This window comes from Streptococcus sp. CL5.50 (assembly GCF_049738015.1).
GTDB lineage: Bacteria > Bacillota > Bacilli > Lactobacillales > Streptococcaceae > Streptococcus > Streptococcus mitis_CA.
Map to the genome: position 1 here is coordinate 101539 of NZ_JBKOTR010000007.1, position 22265 is coordinate 123803.

At 36.9% G+C, this 22265-nt stretch carries 16 protein-coding genes and 1 pseudogene; 3 read left to right on the plus strand and 14 right to left on the minus strand.

Features of this window, described 5'->3' with window-relative positions:
* Nucleotides 1–67 precede the first annotated feature (67 nt).
* Nucleotides 68–6304, minus strand: coding sequence for a DEAD/DEAH box helicase family protein (locus ACLNCV_RS06110; RefSeq protein ID WP_424845003.1), 6237 nt, complete (start codon nucleotides 6302–6304; stop codon nucleotides 68–70).
* A gap of 47 nt (nucleotides 6305–6351) precedes the next feature.
* Nucleotides 6352–6762, minus strand: coding sequence for a cell envelope biogenesis protein OmpA (locus ACLNCV_RS06115; protein ID WP_424845004.1), 411 nt, complete (start codon nucleotides 6760–6762; stop codon nucleotides 6352–6354).
* A 141-nt stretch (nucleotides 6763–6903) separates the two neighbouring features.
* Here ACLNCV_RS06115 and ACLNCV_RS06120 point away from each other — a divergent pair, with 141 nt between their 5' ends.
* Genes ACLNCV_RS06120 through ACLNCV_RS06130 form a run of 3 tightly spaced genes read left to right on the plus strand, consistent with a single transcriptional unit; the run spans nucleotide 6904 to nucleotide 7996 of the window.
* Nucleotides 6904–7203 carry a hypothetical protein gene (locus tag ACLNCV_RS06120; protein WP_223340508.1) on the plus strand — a complete coding sequence of 100 codons (300 nt, stop codon included), beginning with the start codon at nucleotides 6904–6906 and terminating at the stop codon, nucleotides 7201–7203.
* Nucleotides 7204–7221: 18 nt separating this feature from the next.
* Nucleotides 7222–7386 carry a hypothetical protein gene (locus tag ACLNCV_RS06125; protein ID WP_000201399.1) on the plus strand — a complete coding sequence of 55 codons (165 nt, stop codon included), beginning with the start codon at nucleotides 7222–7224 and terminating at the stop codon, nucleotides 7384–7386.
* 1 nt (nucleotide 7387) lies between these two features.
* Nucleotides 7388–7996, plus strand: a complete 609-nt coding sequence (locus tag ACLNCV_RS06130; protein ID WP_033680332.1) for a hypothetical protein — start codon at nucleotides 7388–7390, stop codon at nucleotides 7994–7996.
* A 34-nt stretch (nucleotides 7997–8030) separates the two neighbouring features.
* On the opposite strand, the gene ACLNCV_RS06135 is transcribed toward ACLNCV_RS06130, so the two are convergent.
* The 12 genes and pseudogenes from ACLNCV_RS06135 to ACLNCV_RS06190 all read right to left on the minus strand — a co-directional run bounded on the left by ACLNCV_RS06135 (nucleotide 8031) and on the right by ACLNCV_RS06190 (nucleotide 22240).
* Entirely contained in the window at nucleotides 8031–10844 is a 2814-nt protein-coding gene (locus ACLNCV_RS06135; RefSeq protein ID WP_424845005.1) for a phage tail tip lysozyme, read from the minus strand.
* Between the two features lie 11 nt (nucleotides 10845–10855).
* On the minus strand, nucleotides 10856–13168 hold the full coding sequence (locus ACLNCV_RS06140) for a VirB4-like conjugal transfer ATPase, CD1110 family (RefSeq protein WP_424845006.1): 2313 nt from the start codon (nucleotides 13166–13168) through the stop codon (nucleotides 10856–10858).
* Nucleotides 13161–13520: a PrgI family protein gene (locus tag ACLNCV_RS06145; RefSeq protein WP_001097591.1), complete on the minus strand. Its 360-nt coding sequence runs from the start codon at nucleotides 13518–13520 to the stop codon at nucleotides 13161–13163. The genes ACLNCV_RS06140 and ACLNCV_RS06145 overlap by 8 nt, the downstream gene beginning before the upstream one ends.
* 53 nt (nucleotides 13521–13573) lie before the next feature.
* The gene (locus ACLNCV_RS06150; protein ID WP_001054257.1) at nucleotides 13574–14428 is read right to left on the minus strand and encodes a conjugal transfer protein TrbL; all 855 of its coding nucleotides are present in this window, start codon (nucleotides 14426–14428) and stop codon (nucleotides 13574–13576) included.
* 16 nt (nucleotides 14429–14444) lie between these two features.
* Nucleotides 14445–14687, minus strand: coding sequence for a hypothetical protein (locus ACLNCV_RS06155; RefSeq protein ID WP_000627865.1), 243 nt, complete (start codon nucleotides 14685–14687; stop codon nucleotides 14445–14447).
* A 20-nt stretch (nucleotides 14688–14707) separates the two neighbouring features.
* Nucleotides 14708–16585 carry a VirD4-like conjugal transfer protein, CD1115 family gene (locus ACLNCV_RS06160; protein ID WP_424845011.1) on the minus strand — a complete coding sequence of 626 codons (1878 nt, stop codon included), beginning with the start codon at nucleotides 16583–16585 and terminating at the stop codon, nucleotides 14708–14710.
* Nucleotides 16585–17073, minus strand: a complete 489-nt coding sequence (locus ACLNCV_RS06165; protein ID WP_424845007.1) for a hypothetical protein — start codon at nucleotides 17071–17073, stop codon at nucleotides 16585–16587. Before ACLNCV_RS06165 ends, ACLNCV_RS06160 begins: the two co-directional genes overlap by 1 nt.
* Nucleotides 17063–17362 (minus strand): hypothetical protein, encoded by a 300-nt coding sequence (locus tag ACLNCV_RS06170; RefSeq protein ID WP_424845008.1) that lies wholly within the window; start codon nucleotides 17360–17362, stop codon nucleotides 17063–17065. Before ACLNCV_RS06170 ends, ACLNCV_RS06165 begins: the two co-directional genes overlap by 11 nt.
* Before the next feature lie 594 nt (nucleotides 17363–17956).
* Nucleotides 17957–18355: pseudogene (locus ACLNCV_RS06175) on the minus strand (ATP-binding cassette domain-containing protein); the annotation flags it as partial.
* 89 nt (nucleotides 18356–18444) lie between these two features.
* Nucleotides 18445–19056 (minus strand): V-type ATP synthase subunit D, encoded by a 612-nt coding sequence (locus tag ACLNCV_RS06180; protein ID WP_045605907.1) that lies wholly within the window; start codon nucleotides 19054–19056, stop codon nucleotides 18445–18447.
* Nucleotides 19057–19078: 22 nt separating this feature from the next.
* Nucleotides 19079–20464 carry a V-type ATP synthase subunit B gene (locus ACLNCV_RS06185; protein ID WP_000111247.1) on the minus strand — a complete coding sequence of 462 codons (1386 nt, stop codon included), beginning with the start codon at nucleotides 20462–20464 and terminating at the stop codon, nucleotides 19079–19081.
* On the minus strand, nucleotides 20465–22240 hold the full coding sequence (locus tag ACLNCV_RS06190) for a V-type ATP synthase subunit A (protein WP_261232703.1): 1776 nt from the start codon (nucleotides 22238–22240) through the stop codon (nucleotides 20465–20467).
* Nucleotides 22241–22265: the final 25 nt, after the last annotated feature.

Sequence of the window (22265 nt, forward strand, 5' to 3'; positions counted from 1 at the left end):
ACCTCGTTTCTTTCTATCTTTATTTTACCGCGCTTTTCTTTTCTTGTCCGCTATTTGTATCTATTTTTTAATCTAATTCAAAAGAAAGTTGTTCTTGCTTTTCTTTTCCTTTTTCGTGGAATTGTCTTAAGGCCTGATCAATAATATCTAAATCCGTTTCTGTTTCAATCAATGGCGCGAGTACATCGTATTCGGCCTTTTTAGTTTGATAATCCTCTTCCTTTGGAAAATTTTTCTCAATTTCAACTTTAGCAGTAGTCCATTTATCCTGTAATTCATCCAATAAATTCTGAGTTTTCACTTGGTCCTCTTTAATGTGATCAATCGTATGCTGAAGTCTTTGAATTGTCCCCAAAGGAGAATACAAATCCAAACTGACAGAATACTGATTTTCTCCTACAATTTTAACAGAGAAGGTTTCAGGAAGAGGCTGATTTATTGGAAGACTAAGCATTTTAATGTCAAATCCTCGATAGCTTGCTAAGGTACGAAATTCTTTGCTGTCAGCTTGATTATGACGAATAAGACGGTGTAGGGATTCCCCTGCTTCAGCTCGTTGCTCAAAAGCTTGTTTGCCTACTGTCATAGAAAATGCCTGGTCTTTCGACATTTCAGACTGTTGAATGTCGCCTTCATACTTGCTTAATCGTTTCTCAAGAATGGGCATATTTTCTTCACAGTAAGAGATTGTATGACGATAGTGATCCTTGCTGCGCTGAAAGGCGCGTCTTTGATTTTCTAATAGAGTTAGATCATTCTCTAGTTCCATCTTATATTTGAGATAAGGATTACCTGTTGCTAGTGCCTTAAAATCAGAAGCTGTCATGGTCTGCTCATCAATGTCTTCTGCAGCACGAATTGGCTCCTTAGAAGTCATAATCTGCTTAATATAACGGAGTTTGTTCTCCTGAGTTGCCCATAGATAATTATCAAACGAACCTTTGGTAATGTAGTGGTAAATATCCACTTCCTTATTTTCATTTCCTTGTCGGATAATCCGTCCATTGCGTTGCTGAATGTCACTTGGTCTCCACGGTACATCCAGATGATGAACTGCTTTCATCTTGCTCTGAACATTTAAACCTGTTCCTCCTTTTTCAGTTGAGGCAAGAAGAATCCGCACCTCTCCTGCATTGACCTTTCGAGACAAGCTATTCTTCTTTTCATCACTATTGGCATCATGTACAAAGGCAATTTCCTTACTAGGGACTCCTCTATCAACTAATAAAGCCTTAATCTCAGAATAAACATCAAAGCCATTGTCCTTTTTCTTAGGTGTTCCAATATCTGAAAAAATCATCTGAGTAGCCTTATGTTCCATTCCCTCACGATAAATTCTTTCAACATTATCCACTACCTGAAGCAGTTTATGATTGTCTGCTAGACTATAACTAGAGTCCAATAAACGCATATCAATTGCTAGTTTTCGTGCCTCACCTGTTATCTTTAACATGTTATCCTGGATCGGATCAACTGTTCCACATTTGACCATATCTGACCTCATAACCAATTCTTCTAAATAGAGTTTCTGGTTTTCAGTTAACTCACTCTCAATAGGGATAATATGAGCTTCTGGAACAGGTAAATCCAACATATCTTGTGTTTGAATGTCGGCTGTTTCTTTATAGATTTTCATCAACTCAGGTAGATTGACAAACTTTTTGAATCGTTTCTTAGGTTGGTACTTATCCCCTGTAGGAGCTAATTCCATAGAGTTTTGAATTTCTCCAAAAGCACCTACCCAAGAGTCAAAATAATCAACTTGATAGCGTTTTAAGATATCCGGTTGAATGTAGTTCATCATAGTGTAGAGCTCACTAATAGAATTGGAAACAGGTGTTCCTGTCGCAAAGACAATATTCTTAAAATCATGTTCTTCCTGAATCTGTCGAACCTTCATTTCCATATCCACATTCTTCTTAGACGTTGTATTGGTAATCCCTGCTACATTTCCTAGGCCAGTAATCGGACGAATATTTTTAAAGTGATGTGCTTCGTCCACAAAGAGAAAATCAATTCCTAAGTTCTCAAAATCAATAAAACTATCACGATTAAAGCGTTGGAGTTCTTCCAATTGTCTCTCTAGACCACTTATTGATTGTTCTGCTTCTTTAACGGTATACTTATTTTCTGAATGTGTTTTAATCTCTCGTAGTTCATTGAGTTTATCCTCGATATAATTCATCTGTCTTTCCTTACTGACAGGGATTTTTTCAAATTGAGAATCCCCAATGACAATGGCATCGTAATCTCCTGTAATAATACGTGACACAAATTGTTTTCTTCTCGCCTTCACAAAATCTTTCTTAGTGGTCACAAAGACTTTTTTAGTAGGGAAAAATTTCATGATTTCTTGGCCAAATTGAGCAGACAAACTAGAGGGCACCACATACAAGGGCTTATGAACCATCCCCAACTCCTTTAATTTAAACCCAGCACCAAGCATGGTCAAGGTCTTTCCTGAACCTACCTCATGAGCTAATAAAGCTCTTTTTTCTTCTACGATTCTTTGAATGGCATTCTCTTGGTGAGGACGAAGACTGATATTTTGTGCCAAGCCATCAATGACTAGATGGCTACCGTCATACTCTCGACTAACCGTTCGATTATAAAGACGATTATAGCTTTCCTCAATAACTTGTTGGACTTCTGGATACCGTGAGACAAATTCTTGAAAGAGCTCTTGTAAATGCTGCTCTTTTGCTCTTAGAACAGAGGTTTTTTCCAAATCTGTGATAGTCTTTTTCTTTTCTCCTTCCGTAACAGTCATAGTAATCGTCGGTTGGTTTGAATTTAGTAAATTCTCAAAAATCTTTCTTCCTGTATCATAACGTGACCCACTGACTCCAAGACTACTATCTTTGGCACTTGGATAGCGATAAACAAATGATGTCCTTAAATGAACCTGGCCATCTACAGGATTCACTTCAATAACTTGTTCAACATCAGGCGAAGACAATTCAAATTCACGATTGGTAAAACATTCAAAGGCAAATTTACCATAAACGGATTGAGGAATCCAACGTGACCCTATTTTAAACTCAATATCTGCCAGATGAATCCGTGGAGGGCGAACAGATTCTAACAAATCTAAAGCGTGGTTCCAATCATATTCTTGGTTGTTTTCCTCCACTAATAGTTGAACTACTTCTATCTTGTTGAGAATATCTCCTGATAAAAACTGGTTCTTAGAAAGATATTTTCTTTCCCCTCTTAAATAGCTTTCTGGATCTATTAAAATCTGGTCACCTAACTCATCTAAAATAGCAGCCTGGCTATGTTCGGGATAAATTGATACCATATAGTCTAAATCAACCCCTCTACCATCCGATAAACTAGAGTTTAAGGCATCTAGAGCCGTTGAAACTCTTGCAATCACTCTCTCTGGCCTAACCAATGCTTTCTCAAAGGCTAAAGATTTTTTATATTTTACTTTCTGATCTTTAGAATCAATGTATTCATCTTCTAAACTTGCTAGTAAAGAATACTTATCGTCACTATCAAATAAGTTCCGATTAACGGAGGCATTCAAGTATCCAAATTGACTTACAAAGCGGTCATAGTCACGATTGAGTTTACTAAGTAATACCTGAAAATCTGTCCGATTATAATCTGGATGACGTTGAATTTCAATTAAGGATTGATAGGTCTCTCTCAAAACAACCATGCCCTTAATGCGACTAATGTCCTTATCCGATAAGGGACTTTCATAAAAGACAGTTTTTTTGAACAGTCCCTTATATTTCCCTCTTTTACTCGCTTCTTCTGACTTGTAAACATCTAGTGCTTCCTCATCTGTCAAATGAAGTTGCACGAATCGGTCTATTTTATGTTCAGACAAAGAACTGTCCCAAGCTTTAAACTCTCCCTTCTCGTCTACATAATAACTAATTTCGTCTACTTTTGAACTTTTCCGAATGCCATGCGTATCTCGGTAATAAATTTGATTTCTCTCATATCCAAAAGAATAGAGCGCTAAGTCCTCACGTATACGACTTGGGATCGAATTATCCACTTCTTCTTGGATAAAAACAGGTGCTTTCAAAGAATTGTCAATTGGTTTAGGTTCTTCCACATTTTCTAATGCTTCCATAATGTCAGTAGCTAATATTTCTGATACCCCCTTAACATTGAGGGTTCCTCCATTAAAATTACGTACCTCATATTCACCCAAAACTTGTGTATTGTATTTCCCATCAAAATAAGGATTGATCCAGACACGCTTATCCTCCTCAAAGGGAATAGAGCCACTAAAGACAAGCTCCTCTTCATTAAGATTCTTTGCTTGGTCCTTTTGAAAGAAGAGGAGATCTGTAGTCACTCGAGTACCTGCAATCTTTTTAAAAGCCGTATCTGGCAACCGAACTCCCCCTAAAAAATGAGTGTTGGATTTAATTTCTTGTAAGACATTATCTGTCCGCTTATCCATTGTCCCGATAGATGAGATAATAGACACTTGTCCTCCATCTCTTACTAAATCAAGTGAGTGTTTGACAAAGTAATCATGAATCATATAAGGTTTATCATAGTTTTTATCTGCAATCCGAAAATTTCCAAACGGAACATTCGTTAAGACTAAATCAAAACTATTATTTTGATAGGGAACTTCTTCAAATCCTCTCACTTCAATATGGGTATTGGGGTGGAGTTGTTTTGCGATTGCGCCTGTCACACTGTCTAATTCAACTCCATAGAGTTCTGATCTCTCTCGTATACTTCTAGGCATCGCCGCAAAGAAGTTCCCAGTCCCCATAGAAGGATCTAATATCCTTCCTCCTTCAAAACCATCATCCAGTAACTTTTGCCAAATCTGGCGAATAATCAGTGGGTCTGTATAATAGGCTGTGAGAGAACTTTGTTTCATGGTCGAGTATTCTGATTTACTTACTAAGCTCTTAAGAGTTAAACGTTCTGTTTCATACTTTGGATTGAGTTCATCGAAAAATTCATTGGCAAGACCGCCCCAGCCGACATACTTGGCTAGTAGCTCTTGTTCTTCTGGATTCGCTTGTCGTCCCTCTTTTTCTAATCTTTTAACAAGTTCAATTGCGGCGATATTCGTTTCAATCTTTTCTCGATTTGTCTTAGGATAAAAGTCCTCTAAATCATCTGGAAAAACAAAATCTTTAACGGGGACATCCGTCTCTTCTATATCTGAAATAAGCGTTTCTGTTTCCTTATCTTTTTCCTTTTCATTTTCATTTTCATTTTCTTCTTCCAGATAGGAAAACAAATCTATTTCCTGACTTTCTCTTGATGAATCAATCTCAATCTCTGAATCTTCTTTTGCAAGTTCTACGAGAGACAATACTTGTTCAATCTCTTCCAAACTGTTCAAGTATAAGATAGGATTTTCTTCAAATAACTGCTTGGAATCATTGAATAGCTCTAGGCGAACTAAGTCATTTAACTGGGCATTTTCAATCGAAACCAACTGAAATACTTGACCTTTATAACTTACTTGTGAACTGATTGGATATTCCCTCAAAGCTTCTTCTACAATTTTATCTACTTTAGATAGGGAATGAACTTCCACATTTTCTTCTACCTGGTCAATATTATCTAAAGGTAAGACCACTTCCTCTACTTGCTTAGACTTTTCTCTTATAGCCTTTACTTCATCAAAATGAGTAATAATCTTCAGCTTTTGTGTCAGTGGGAGTTGTGTGTAGTTTTCTTCATGATGGACAAGATCCGTCACGGTATCTAAAGTAGCCATTAATTCAGAACCCAAATAGGCTAGAACAGCTCCCTCTTTTTCTTCAAAATGAATCTCAAGAACTTCTTTTTTAAGCTCTTTGGAATCAACCATTAGCAGAAATTCCTCTATATCTCTACTAACACGGTCAGATAGATTATTCGCAACCCGATAGACATTGACTAAATTGACATCCTGATTCTGATGAAATACAAGCTCACTTAATGGTTCTAACTTCTCTTTTTCAGATTGGATGTAAAATCGAGTGGAAAGGTTATAGGTTGCGACTTCTAGCACCAAGTTTTTCTCCCAACTACTTAATTGAGATAATTTACTTAGACCTGCTTGTCCAAAATTTCTTGTATAACTTTCTAAATCTTGGTCATGATTTTCAGAACTGGCCTCTAGGAAAGAAACAATATCTTGATCAAAAGAATAGACGTGAGGAATCTCTTCTATCTTGCCCTCTTCAGCCAAAAAACTCTCTACCAAATCCTGCCATTTCTCATCAAAATGTTGCGCTTGATAACGAAGAAATAGGTCCATTTTCTCCCTATCTTTTGGAATTGTTCCACGAAACATAGCCAATAATTGTATTACTTCCATACTCGCTCCTTTCATCTATATGAAAATAGGAGAATCACATGATTCCCCTACAACTCTATCTCCATTTCAACCTCTTGAGGACTGGTTTCTAAATCACTAGACAAAAGAGAAACGGCATCTGTTCTCATGTAGTAAGTATATAAGTCTTCAAGGTCTTGTTCGTTTTCAATCCCTGTTTCAATACTAATAAGAGCCTTTATAAATTCCTTGTAGTGACTCTCCATCATATCTGAAATCTTTTGTTTCATTTCCATAAATACTGAAGATGGTTCAGTTATACTTGTTTGGTCTATGTCTTGTAAATCCTTTTCTAAGGGATTGGTTCCTTCTTCTACTTCTACTAAATCTGAACGACCATCACCATCAGAATCTGCGCTAAGAGGATTGGTTCCTAGCGTCAATTCTTGAGCATCAGTCAGTCCATCTTGATCCGAATCACGTTGATAAATGGCTTCCATATACTTCCTTCTTTCCTAGTTAATCTTTTTACACTCCAATCCTACCAAATATTCCTTGAAAGAAGTATCACAACAAAAAAGAGAACGAGCCAAAACTGCGTTCTCCTTAAAATGATAAAACATTATTATCAAAGTAAAAAGATGACTTACAGAACCTGTAAGTCACCTAGTCAGTCGGTTTATTCTGGTGTCTGCCACCGCTTGGCCCTTACGTCCAAGATTGCTATCGGATTTCGTTCTGGTGTCCGCCACCGCTTGGCCCTTATGTCCAAGATTACTATCAGATTGACCATGAGCCGACCACTCATCTACACCATTATTCTAACGAATATGTGCTACAAATGCAAGAGAAAAACTTATTTTGGATTTATACACTATAGAAAACATACATATCTTCAGATTGAACTTTTGTTCAAAATAAGCTATAATGAATTTAAGTAGAAACAGGAGGTAGAACAAATGGCTACAATCAGTTTAACACGTGATATAAAACTAACAAACGAAGATGCTCTAAAAATTCTTAATCATAAACCATCTAAAAAGCTACAAGCCGTCTTGAAATCTATTGAATCACAGGACGCTACCGCTCCAACGAAAAATAAACTCATTTCAAAGTATCTGTAAGATGACAATTCAAGTAACACCACTTAAGCAATATCTTGAAAATATTCAAGTGCTAGCTCCTGATAAAACTGAGAAGCAAGTTCAGGAGCTATTTAAAACTATCATTTTAGAAAATGTTGATTTCAACGGTAATGAAGAGATGTTGACTTATCTATCTGATAAAGCCCCCAATTTTGAAAAACAACATCGTTCTCGTAATTTTATCGTTGAAGAAACTGAAACAAATAACATCATAGGATTCTTTAGTTTATCTCTCAAAGTTGTTGATATTTCTGATTTAGAGAAATCCTTAAAAAAGAAACTCGTCCTAAAAGGGAAAAGTCCCAAAAATATTGATTATCTCCCTGTGTTACTTATCGGTCAATTCGGCAAAAACACAAAGCTAAATAAATTATCAGGACAAGAGTTATTTGAAATTGTAATTCAAAAAATTGAAGAATTTCGAGCAATTGTAGGAACTCAGATGGTATTTTTAGATAGTATCAATCATCCTAAAGTCATTCAATTTTATGAACAGTTCGGATTTGTTGCTTACAGTCAATTGATTAAAGACGATCATCAAGTAAGTTATCAGCCTATGGCATTAAATATGTCACTCTATAAAAAATAAGAATCATGTCACCTAAACTGATGACATGATTCTTTTATTTCACCGTATAGGCAAAACTAATGGCACTATCTGCTTGCGAAATTTTTCTAAAGGTATAGTTAGGGTTGCCACCATAGTTGGTTTCAGAAACTAGAAAAGAACCATCATCATAGACCTTCTCTACAAAAGCCACATGACCATAGTCTGCTGGTGTGCCATGTGTCCCTCCCACAAAGGAAACAATAGCACCTGCTCTTGGTGTGGAACCCGTTTCCCCACCAAGACTTGAAGCTGTCGCAACCCAGTCTTGACCATTGCCCATGGTATTAATGATTGAAATCTTCTCTCCATTTCTTCCTTTTAATTTTAAGCCTAATTGATTCATACGAGCCGCAACACCCCATGTACATTGTCCATAGGCATAGGCCATACCATCTCCACCACCAGGAACAGAATGATCATACAAGTCTCCACGAACCCCTTCAAGGGATTGCGGGTCACTCTTTGCCTGTCCTCCATTTGTTTGGCTAAAGCCTTTTTCAATTTGGTAATACCATTCCGTTGCTCTGGTTTGTCTTTCCAGTAGTTTGTCACCAGAATTTCCCTCCCAATAGGTAAGGAAGAGTTGGGCCAAATTGGCTGCACTGCCCGTATTTCCAAAGAAATCTTTTAACCAACTTTGATAGTAAGGACTATCCCCATGAAGCATAAAATCAAGCTGGAGGTCTAAATCATACCATTTCTTATTTTGGGTGCGTGCATAATTTAACAAAGCTGTATGACGTGTTGAACCATCTGCGGTATCTGTCCATTGCCCTAAACCTAGACCTCTATGAAGAATATTAGGATAAGCACCACTATAAATGGCTGGACCTCCAATCGCTAACCAGCTTTCATCATCCCATGAGGAATCGGTAGCGCCAACTGGAGGAGATAAATAATCCCCTTCAGCTCGTTTAGGATTGATAGAAGACTCTACAGACCAATTTCCTAAAATTGCCGCAATGGCTTGGGGACTTGCCCCTTGAGATTTCAAAAACTCATAAATATGTTTTGCTCGTTCAAACTCATCCCCACCAAACTGACCAATGGCAGGTAAGATAGTGGTCTGAAGTTGAATGACTTTTGGAAAATAAAATTGCGGATTGACATACACCAATTTGTCTTTCTTGTTCTTATACTTTTGATAGGAAACTTTCAAGCCTGTATCGTCTGGTGTTTCACCAATAACATCACCAGTTAAGACCCTTGTCCCCTCAATCGCACGGCCATTATGAATGGAATACAAGGTCAATCGACTCTCATTCTCTCCTTTTCCATTAGTGAGAATTACATTGTCACCATCTAGAGATACGACCCCATCCATTGGTGCGACAATCGTTTGGTGAGCCTTTGCTTCTAGTAGAATGTACTCCTGAAGAGTAGGTTTTCCGTCTAAATCATAGTATCCATAGCGATAAGTCATGGTTAGACTATCTTCATTGCTTTTCCCCTCAAATGGATTGTCCAATTCCTGCATGGAAGCATATACACCCTCTTCTTTTAGTTCCTTCATTTCCTCTTGATCGTCTTTCGATAGTTTATACTTAGGAGTTTCATAAAGGTCTTGCATGGATTTCAAATCTTCCCCATCGTTTAAATCATGCCACAAAGTAGACAGATAATCCTTGTAAGTTTCTGAACTAAATAAGTGAACTGGTTTCTGTAACTCATAGTCATGGAATTTAAAGTTCATATACCCCATCACATCATCAACTTTTGTGTAATAGGTAATTCCTTTGTCATTTGTACGAGTATGTTCTGCATCTTCCCAAGTTAGGTGGGTATAAGCTTTTGTTAATTCAAATTCATCTTGTTGAATCAAACTAGCAGATGAAAATCCTAAAAAGAAGCTCATCATAAGTAAAAGAAGAAAGACTATTCCTCCAACTATCCAGGTTACAGGATTTCCAGCCGCAAATGTAAAGAAGGAAAAGGCTGCTTTTAGTTTTTGATAGATATTTCGGACACTGGTAAGACCTTGTTTCTTTAATTTTCGAAACCGATTCTTAAAGGAACTTGGGTTATCTTTCGCTAGTTTCCATCCTTTCCCATCCTTAAAATGATGGTATCGCTCTTTTGTGTTGGTCAATCTTTTCTTGGTAAAACGACCTGTTGCTTGTCCTGTTTTGACACTAGCTTTTCCAAGATTATAAGAAAGCCTACTGTAGCGTTTTCCTTTTCTAATGGTCTCTTGAAGTGTGCGATAGCCTTCTAAATCTTCATTTTCTGAAGCTAACTCTCCACCTTCACGTCCAAGGACATAAAGGAAAGTTTTGGCTTTCCTACTGACTTTTTTGGACTTATAGGCTTTTTTAGTAGATTTTAAATTTTCTTTAGCAGCATTGACTTCTTTCTTAGCTTTTAATTCTTCTAAACTCTTCCCTTGAAAGAAAAAATTAGATTTTGCTTTCGATTCCTGACCGTAGAGAAATTTTTGATTGGTTTTTCTTTCTTTACGACTCTCTTTTCTTTCTTCTTTTGACTGTGCCTTTGCTTCTCTAAATTGCTTCTTGGCTATTTTCAATCGTTTCCTAGCATGAGGCAATCGTCTGTCTCTTAATTCTTTCCGATTCAAAAGAGATGGAGGAGTATTTTGAAGGATGTGATTGTAGTCTTCATTTGCTTGTTTTACTCTAGCCTTTGAAGCTTCTCTCATCTCCTCTAGCTTTTCTTTTATCTCTTTTTTCCATGCTTTTTCATCCAGTACAGCGGAATCTTTTTTCTGTTTCCTTACCTCCTTCTTTCCTTTTTTCAAGAATTTCTTCTCATCTTTTAGACTTCTTCTAAATGCCTTTCGGGCACGTATGATTTCTCTTTTATCCTTCATTTACCTTCCCCTTAATTAGAAGCCATTTTATCAGGATCCGTACTCATGATATCAAACAATTGAGTACCTTGAGGAATCTTATTTTTAAAGGGAACGACAACTGAACCAGCTTTTATTAGTCCAGCCCCTTTTTCTGGATTGACTAGGTATTTTTCGAGTTCTTTTGACAAGCCTAAGAGTTGAACCAATTCTTCTCTATCATTTTTTGCTTGCTTGAGGAGAATCATAAATTCACTATTTGCAATAATCCGTCTACCATTTGGATCTAACAATAAGGTTTCGACGTTTTGGGTTATCCCAGTCGGACTGGCTCCATATTTTCTGACACGACTCCACAATTTAAAGAAGAAATCACTGGCATATTTATCTAATAAGAGAAGCTGCATCTCATCGAAATAAATCCAGGTCTTCTTCCCTAATTTTTGATTCCGAACGACACGATTCCATATCTGATCAAAAACAACCATAAGGGCAATTTGTTTCAGCTCATCTCCTAACTTTTTAACATTATAGATTAAGAAATTGGATCCTGTTTGAATATTGGTCTTATGAGAAAAAATATCAAGAGAACCTTCAACATACAGTTCCATATCAAGTGCCAAATTCTGCGCTTCTTCTTCTGGCTGTTGACTCAAGACAAAAACCCATTCTTCCAAAGAAGGCTCTTTAAATGACTGATAGGTGAGTCTCGTAACTCGGTCAATAATCGATTTTTCTCTTCCATCCATTTTTCTATCCAATAACTTGCCGATAAAGGATAAAAGAAATTCTGATTTTACCTTTACAGGATCTTCATCCATATTTTCCTCAGACAAGTCAAGGACATTGAGATAAGTTTGGGAATCGGGCGCAATATCAATCATTTCTCCCCCAAAAGCTCGTCCAATGATACTGTATTCTTCTTCTGGATCCACAATGATAATTTCAGTATTTTCACCAGATTCCTTGATTTTGGTCGTGATAATTTCATGCTTGGTTGCCATCCCTTTCCCAGCTCCAGATGTTCCTAAAATCAGACCAGACGGTGTATTTAATAGGCTGCGATCAATGGTAATAATATTACTTGATATTTGATTGATACCATAATATTTTCCACTACGGTCTTGTAAGTCTACTGAAGTCCAAGGTGAGTTCACTGCTACATTGGACGTTAATAAACTCCGTGATACTCCCTCTAAAAAATCACAACCAAATGGCAGCAAACTATTAAAGGCTGCTTCTTGCATATATGGTAGTTTATCAATCATTAGGTCATTTGAACCGGCCACTTGTTGGATAGTGTCTAGGGCTTGTTTAAGTTCTTCTTCATCCTGACCAAAAACACCAATCAAGAAGACTGTTTGAAACAGTTTATCTCCTGTCTCGGTCATGGTTTTTAAGAGTTCCTCAGCTTCATCGATATTGCTTTCTAATACATGACCTACTTTTTCCAAATAGATACCTGTACGAGCTAGTTTTTGTTGTTCCCCAATCTTTTGGGATTCCATCAAGGTCTTCTTTGTTCGTAGTTTCTTCATGGCATCCGCCTTAGTCGAACTTTGAGCATGAAGGCTCACAATCAATTCCAAATCTCCTTGCATGAGGTCTCGGATAAACTGATCCCCTAATTCCATGCCGTAGTCTCTCACATAGACAATCTGTAATAAGCGGTCATTGATTTGTAGGTAATTCTTGTTTTTAAAATCCAAGAGATTAGGTGCTATGAAGTGACGAGTTGTCTGACCCGATCTCGTTAAATCACGGTAAGAAAAAGGAAGATGGTGTTCTCCTCTAAGCATATCTGCCAACAAGTTGACACGGTCTTCTCCAGCCAAGGATTCAAATCGAGCATCAATTTCTGAGAAACCACTCTTGAAATATTCTCCAATTTGAGACAAGGAACGATAAGCTTGTTTGGGATTAGAATCCTTTCTACCAAAGCTAATCAGTTTCACAGCTGAAAAGTTATTTTCACCACTGTCTAAATTTTGATTCATCATTCGATTCAATTCTTTACGATAGGTATCATACCCATCTTCTTTCTCCTCATACAGAACACTCTGTCTAAACTTTTCTAAATTCAATCTTTTATTAAAGATGGTCAATTGGAAGTTGGTTTGGTCATCTAAAGAGTTAATCAAATCAGAATACTTCTCAATGATTGCGCCCTTATCTTCTAAACCAACGGTCTGGTAATTGACATCACCAAGTAAATAGCTTTGTGAGAAATAATCTTCTTTTACCTGCATCAGACCATTTTGATACAGGGCTTGATAGGAAATAGTATTAGCCGTTGAGGGTAACACTTCCTCTTTTTTCCCTTTAACTTCTTTCTGATTAGTCATTGAAGTTTTTTGTTTCTTTAATGTATTTGATTTTCTTTTCATGTTCAGATCCTTTCTTTCCTGTAATTGTGCGTAGGGGAACCGTTAATTCAAAATGAAGACGGTATTTCAAATAATGTTCAAAATATAAATCATTGGGTTTATAGACTCCAAAAAGCATGAGGGGGATGGTAAAGGCAAACACAAAACCGTAAACAAACCAATCTCCAAATTGCCAGAAAAAGAGATTCAAGCCCAAAACAATAATTGTGACAATAAAGGCTGGTAAAACAAAGATGATTTGTCTTGTGGTGAAACCTAACCAAGCCCTGTGTTGGTATTTTGAGATGTCTTTAAAGACACGTGTATTCATGACTTTCCTTTCTAAAAAGGCTAAGAAGCAATCACTTCCTAGCCTTTATCTAATTACATACCTAAAATTGAGCGAGCCGTACGTTGAGAACCAACGAGGGCAATAATTAGTAAGATAGCTTGTACCAAACTACCAAACATAATCGCAAGTGATTGCAGGACTCCTGCACCATTTGAAACAGCTATTTTTCCAGCAGATTCAAACAAAGGAACAAGAGAAACAATCAGAAAAATAAGAACCCCTTGTACCGCATAGACCATAATATTTTTTAAATAGCCAATACCAATAGACTTCCATTCATCACTTAAAAATGTTGGAATCGTAAGAGGGGCAAATGGGATCATAAGGTAGAGTTGAATAAATCGAATAGATACTAAAAGATTAACCATGGCTGCACTTACTATCCGAACAAGCCAAATGAGGAGGGCAAAAAAGCCCACAATCATCCGGCCAATAAATCCTGAACCTTTTAATCCAGAGATGGTATCATACTTTGCCCCACCGTGAGCCACAATCGAGGCCACTTGTTCAATGGCGTGACTCGCAATCCCGATGATGGCTTCTACAATAACGGTAGTGTTGGTAATTACAACTGCGACCATAATATAACTAATCAACATCGGCGCTAAGGCTTCAAAGGTCATCGCTCCACCAGAGTTAGCAATTTTCTTTGCCATCTTCGAAAATTCTAGGATGAGAACAACTGATAAAATCGCAACTCCAAGAGGCTGCATGACACTTTTAGTAATACTAGACATATAAGTCCAAACAGTTGGATTGTAGCTAGATAGAGATTTAATCAGATCTACCGTAGATTGTAAATCCACATTAAATCCTTCAAATAAATTTTCAGCTGATATTTTTTCAGATGCAAGGTAAACAAAGGGTGAGACTAAACTAAGATTCATGTCATTGTTTATCCTCCTAAATTGAAATTTGAGTTACAAAGGCTCCAGCAGCTCCGACCATAACACCACCGACAATTTCAAGAATGGCATTTCGAACACCTGGTCCACCATCTTTAATGTTGGTTGCAAGATTGACAATCCCCACAACAACGAGAAAGGCACCAACCGCAATCAATCCCTTCTGCAATAAAGACATAGCTTGTGCAAACATAGCACTTGCGTCAACTCCATAAACAAAACCTTTAAAATGCGTAATCATCTATTTCCTCTTTTCTATTTTTATTTTAAACTAGATTCAAAAGTTAAATCACGAATTTTAAGGCCTTCAAGATGATTTTCTTGTCTTTGATTCAAAGGATTGATTTGATAGTTCCACCACCGTTCATCGGTTTCTTGATTGGCTAGGTACTTCCAGTTTGGATGCTTAGTAGAATTGTATTTTTTGCTTTTAAAGACAGGCATATTGGCAATTCGAACCAAGCATTCATGCCGTTTCATATTTCCGACTTCATCAGGTGTCATTAAATCACGAGCAATCTTTTGATGAGAAAGGGATCCTGAACCTGTCTGGCCAAAGGAACGACTAGTATTTCGAACATCAATGGTTTGTTTACCGAGTAAGCCACTCATAAATTTAAAGGTATCTTCATCATTCCCACCTAAGTAGACTAAGCTATCACAGTTCCCCAAAATGGTTTTCCAAGCTTCTTTTTCTTTATAGAGCCCTTGAAGTTGGGCAATATTTTGTAGAATAGGAACGAGACTCATGTTCCGAGAGCGGACTGTTGAGGTTTGTTCAGCAAAATCTGGGATTTCTCCGATATTTGCGAACTCATCTAAATAGACTCTCACATGAAGAGGCAATTGACCCTTAAAATCAATATCTGCTTGTCTTGTTAGGGTTTGAAATACGGTTGAAAAAAAGAGGGCTGAAAGAAAGCGAAAGGTACTATCGTTATCTGGGATAACTAAGTAAACCATTGATTTTTCCTTGCCCCATGTCCTCATATCAAGGGTATCTCTTTTGGTTAAATCCATGACACTTTGAATATTAAAGAGGGCAAATTTAGCAGTGGTTACAGCTATAACAGAATCCAGAGTCTTATCCTTATAATTTTGGAAATCTGCCCAATTTCGCATGGTAAAATTTTCAGTCCCATACTTTTTAGCATAATTTTCGAATAGAATTTCTAAGACACTTTTTTCTTGGTTTTCACCCTTGGATAAGTGTTTAATGAGTTTTGAGATTTCAGCAAAACTTGGATAACGCCCTCGTTTTTTTCGCTCTTCCACTTCTTTTTTTTGACGTTTCAACAAGTTTTGGTATTCTGTTTGACTCAAACGACTTTCTTCTATGAGCTGTTCTCTTGTTTTAGGTGGGTTATAGAAATCGACCAAGTAAGAGGCTAAAGCTCGTACCAAAGTCATAGAAGCTTCATCCCAAAATGGATCACTACGGGAGCCAGAGCCTTTGGTGTTATTGAAATAAACCGTCAGCATGCGATTCAAATCGTTTTCTGTCTCTATATAGCGAAAAGGATTAAAGCCATCTGAGTTCTTCATATTGACTAAATCTAACACCTTTACTTGGTAGCCATGTTCTAAAAAGAGTTTGCCCGTTTTCTCGGCCAAGTGATCTTTAGGATCCACTACAATATTGGAACTATTCATCTGAATCAGATTGGGTTTCACAAAGCGAAATGTCTTCCCACTTCCTGAACCTCCGATCACCGCAATATTCTTATTTCTATCATATTGGGGTGGTTTTTTATCTAATAATGTCAAACGAACATCTTGTGCTAAGATCGTATCATGAGAAAATTCCTTACCGTAAAAGAACTTCTTTTCTTTTAGAGTTCCAAAACGGGCGCTCCCGTATTCTACCCCTTCTCGGTATTGTTTTTTACCAGTCTCTAAATAGAGATAAACCAGCAACATCATCACAAATCCTAGTAGAAAAAAAGCACTTGATTTTCCAGTAAAGGAAACATTCCATGGCGACTGAAGAACTTCATCTTGACCTTCCATCAGAAGACGAGTCCATTTATCTATGGTATTTCCAGTATAGGAATCATACAAAAGCGTCAAACGATGAAAAAGATAGCCTAGTAAGATACCTAACAGTGAGAATAGTAGGAATTTCTTTCCACTGTACATCATCTCACCATCTCTTTCTGTTTGACGGCCCCTTCTTGTCTCAAGGTAATTTGGGATTTAGCCTCATCAATTGCATCGTCTAATGACTTATCCATGGTAAAATCAGCTAATTTCTCCGGATCATTAACCATTTTTTCTAACAGATGGTCTAAATGATTGTCTAGAATCGAACGGTCTTTCGTGTAGAAATGCAGAGAATCCCCTTGCCAAGCGATGGCTAAAGGAATCTCTTCTTTTTCTATAAAAGCTTTAAATTTCTCGATATCAATTGGTTTGTCTAAGAAATCTTTTTTCAGATTAATCGTATCAATCGCATAGGGAGATTGTAGCAATTCTTCTAATTTCTGTACCCCTATCTTATAGGCGGAATCCTGTGCTAAAGCCTGACGTCTAGACCATTCTAGAATCTTTAAGAGACTTCTTACAGTAAATAAAAGACTACGCTCAGCATATTGAACTGCCATTCGTTCCTGTTGTTCAGAGGACATCTAATGCCTCCTTCTTCACAAATAGCAGTTTTCCTTCTTTATAGCGATAAGCTATCAATTTCTGATGTTGCTTAATCGACTTGACAACCTGCAGTAGATCTCTCGAATAAGGTTCTCGAAGAGTAACTTCTACTGCTTTCCCATCAAAAATACCTACACGTTTAAATTCAATGTAGTCTTTTTTGAGATGTCCTAAGCCCATACCAAAGGGAAAGTGATGAATCAATTGGATGGTATAACCACCTTTATTTCCCATTTGTTTCAAATCATACAAGTTTACTACCTTCATGATTAACTCCTTTATCTAGTTTGTCGCATCGTTTGAGTCTGGTAACGATAAACTCCGTGTCTGTTAGAAAATTCTCACACACGTCTTGTGCCAGTTGCCCTTCACAGGGAAATACTCTCAGTCCCTACTTACACAGGCACGCTAATCAAGACGGAGTGAATTCAATTTTCAAAGAACAGGTAGCTTTATTATAGATAAGAGTAGTTGAAATTTTTATCACATCTTTGGAGTTGTTGGAATAATCAGGTAAGTGCTAATTTCTAGCTCCTCTCACAACACCGTACATACCTTCTATGTTTTATGAACAGTAGCTATCATTTACATTTTTAAACTACCATTCTATCAGACTAAAAGTCAAAATAGACTCTTCTACTTCGAGAGATACTCATTTAATGGTTCAGCAATTCGCTCTACTTCCATTACAGAAATTTCATTACTATGACTTCTCATGATTTGTTATTAGTTCACTTTGAGGGCTTGCTCATGAAACCAAACAGCCTAAGTCGTAAAAGAAAAAAGCAGTACAAGATTGAACTGCTTTTACGGATTCAGATAAAATAACTTTAAAATATAGAAGATATATATTGACTGTAACTATAATTGATTTAAATTTATAACTTCATCTGCTTGATTCCAAATATCGGGATTATGAGTTGCAATGATGATTAGACGATTTTCATTTTTCATATCTAATAATAATTTCATAATTCCTTGTGAAATCGTCGGATCAAGTGATGCAGTCAGCTCATCCGCGAGTAATAATGGTGGATTTTTAAGAATGATTTTCGCTAAAGCAACACGTTGTGCTTCACCGCCAGACAATTCATATATCTTTTTTTCTAGATGAATATGAGTTAGACCAACTCTTGCTAATACATCTTTTTTTAACTTATCTTTTTCTTTATAATTACATTTACGATTTATTAATCCTAAATCTATATTGGTAGAAACATTTTCATTATCTAACAAACCAAAATTTTGAAAAAGATGTCCTGATACTGTCATTAAAAAAAGCTTAGAAAGGCTTAACGCCTTATCCAAGCTGATATTTGTTCATCTCATTAAAAATCTAAATAAAGGATCTACTTCACTTTCATAATACGAACTAAATTGGCTCTTTCTGCCTCCTCTAGTTTCAATTCTATATAATGAATAGTTTCTGACAAGTTTGGAATAATCGAATATTCTAATCCATTTACACGTCTACGTGTTTTTTCTATTTCATCAGCCATTAACTGACACGTTTTTTCAACTTCTGCCAGTCTTAGTAATTTATCAATTAAACTATTCATTGTAGCAAATACATCATCCATTTCACTATTAGAAGATAAATAGCTATATTCACTGTTCTCATTTTGAGAAGTAATATTCATATGCATTCTAGGAACTGTTACACTCATGATATTTTCTTTCTCAACAAATAATTCAATTTCTTTCGATGGAATTGAAAATAATTCCTCCACCATTAGAGAGTTCTTTAATGATTTAGCAACTGCAAAGGATTTTAGATTATCAATTAGATAACTTTCTACTTCTTTCCGAAGTTGATTATTCTCACGAATCAAAGAAATAAATCGCCTCATCAATTCATCTCTTTTATCCTTTAATAACTTATGTCCACGTTCAGCTGTTTTCAAACGTTCCTTTAAGTTATTCAATTCCATACGAGTTGGTTTTACATTCAAACGCACCATAGATAATCACTCCATTTCTGGATTAAACTTCTACCAAAGGTAAGTATTTATCAAGCAAATCATCTTTGATACGTTTTAACTCTGTTCTAGGAAGAATTGATAGTAATTCCCATCCAAGATTCAACGTATCTTCTATATTTCGATTTTTATAAAATCCTTGGTTGATGTACTCTTCTTCAAAACGCTTTGTAAATTTCACATACAATTTATCTACATCAGATAAAGCCGATTCTCCTAATACTACTGCTAACTCTTCAACCTTTTTCCCTTGGGCATAGGCTGCAAACAGTTGATTCATAGTTGGAGCATGATCTCCACGAGTTTTACCTTCTCCAGATCCCTTATCTTTTAATCGAGAGAGAGAAGGTAAAACATTGATTGGTGGACGATAACCTTGATTATACAACTCATGCGACAAAATAATTTGCCCTTCAGTAATGTATCCAGTTAAATCAGGAATTGGATGTGTTATGTCATCTTCTGGCATTGTTAAAATAGGAATCTGTGTCACTGAACCTTTTTTACCAACTAAGCGACCAGCCCTTTCGTATAGAGTTGATAAATTTGTATATAAATATCCTGGATAGCCTCGTCTACCTGGAACTTCACGGCGAGCTGCCGAGACTTCACGTAACGCTTCACAATAGTTAGTCATATCCGTCATGATAACTAGAACATGCATATCTTTTTCAAAAGCTAGATACTCTGCCGCAGTTAAAGCAATGCGGGGAGTTGCAATACGCTCAATTGCAGGATCATTTGCCAAGTTCATAAATAAGACTGAACGATCGATCGCTCCTGTTTTTCTGAGTTCTTCCATAAAGAACTCAGCTTCTTCAAAAGTAATACCCATTGCTGCAAATACAACCGCAAAATTTTCATCAGAATTTAAAACAGTCGCTTGTCTTGCTATCTGAGCTGCTAATTCATTATGAGGTAAGCCCGAACCTGAAAATACTGGTAACTTTTGACCACGTACAAGAGTATTCAAATGATCAATAGAGGAGATCCCTGTCTGAATAAATTCATCTGGATAATCTCTAGATACAGGATTAATAGCTTGACCATCAATATCTAAATATTTCTCTGGAATTAAATCTGGTCCACCATCAATTGGTTTTCCCATCCCATTAAAAATTCGACCAACCATATCCTCAGATACAGCCAATTCTAGTGCATGACCAGCAAAACGAATTTTAGACTTTTCTAAATTTATTCCACTAGATCCTTCAAAAAGCTGAACCATTGCTTTATCTTCGTGGATCTCTAAAACCTGTCCACGACGAATTTCTCCATTATGAAGTTGAATTTCAACTAACTCATTGTAAGACACATTATTAACTTGTTCAACAATCATAAGAGGCCCAACAACTTCACTAGCAGTTCTGTATTCTTTTATAACACTCATTTATAGACCTCCTGTTTCTAATATCAAATGAATTTGATGTGTAATCTCATTTGAAATAATTTTGATTTCATCTAATCTATCTTCTGAAACATATTTACTTCTAGCCATACGGTCTCGAACTGCCACGGTACCTTCCATAATCTCTGTAAAGTAAGAACCCAACTCTAAAGCATGATTTGCCTGATCAGCAAAAGTTAGGATATTACTTAACATTGCTTCTTGTTTTGCAAACGAAGTGAATGTATCTACCGAATCAAAAGCGTTCTGTTGCAAATAATCTTCTCTAATTTGTTTAGCAATTTCCATAGTTAGTCGTTCATTATCAGACAGAGAATCAATTCCAACAAGACGAACAATTTCCTCTAAACTAGATTCCCGTTGTAAGTAGTTCATCGCACGAGTTATTTTACTATTCCAATCTGTCTTCTCTTTACCATCTATATAAGTTCCCACACTGTCTTTATAGAGTGAATAAGATGTGAGCCAGTTAATTGCAGGAAAATGACGTCGCTGTGCCAACGGAGCATCAAGCCCCCAAAAAACTTTCACAATCCGTAAAGTGTTTTGAGTAACTGGTTCTGAAATATCTCCACCGGGTGGCGATACAGCTCCAATAGCAGTAATCGTTCCTTCACGTTCTGGAAGCCCTAGAACCTGAGAACGTCCCGCTCTTTCATAATATTCAGCTATACGACTTCCCAGATAAGCAGGATAACCCTCATCACCAGGCATTTCTTCTAGACGTCCTGACATTTCACGTAGCGCTTCTGCCCAACGTGAAGTCGAATCAGCCATAATGGCGACAGAGTAACCCATATCACGAAAATACTCAGCCATGGTAATTCCTGTATAAATTGAAGCCTCACGAGCAGCAACAGGCATATTTGAAGTATTAGCAATCAGAACTGTCCGTTGCATAATTGATTGTCCGGTATTAGGGTCAATCAACTCAGGAAACTCATTCAGTACATCCGTCATTTCATTTCCACGTTCTCCACAACCAACATAAATAACAATATCAACATTGGCAAATTTAGCTACTTGGTGTTGTACAACTGTCTTTCCTGCTCCAAAAGGTCCAGGAACAGCTGCTGCTCCCCCTTTGGTTACTGGAAAGAATGTATCAATAACTCGTTGGCCTGTGATTAATGGTTCTTCTGGGATTAAACGTTTAGAAACAGGACGCGCCTTGCGGACAGGCCATTTTTGCATAAGCGTTCCTTTATAGAAACTACCGTCCAATTTTTTTATTTCATATACAACTTCATCAATTGTAAAATCGCCAGATGCAATAGAAACGACTACGCCAGATACTCCATAAGGAACCATAATTTTATGATTAACCACCTCGGTCTCCTTGACAGTTCCAAGAATATCACCCGTACTCACTTTTTGACCAATTGCTATAGTAGGATCAAAATGCCACTTAATATCTCTATCCAAACTTGGAACTTCTACTCCACGAACTAGAAAATCATTATGAGTAGCCAATTTAAATCGATCTAATGGGCGTTGTATGCCATCAAACATTTGAGAAATCAATCCAGGCCCTAATTCAACCGAGAGAGGTTCTCCAGTTGTAACAACAGGTTCTCCCGGACCAAGACCAGATGTTTCTTCATAGACTTGGATAGATGCCTGATCTCTTCTCATTTCAATAATTTCACCGATTAACCCTAGCTTACCTACACGGCAAATATCTTGAATATTAGCCTCCTGCATACCTGATGCAATAACTAGAGGTCCCGATACTTTTATAATCTTCCCTTGAGTCAAAGTTATTCTCCTTACTAAGTCCAAA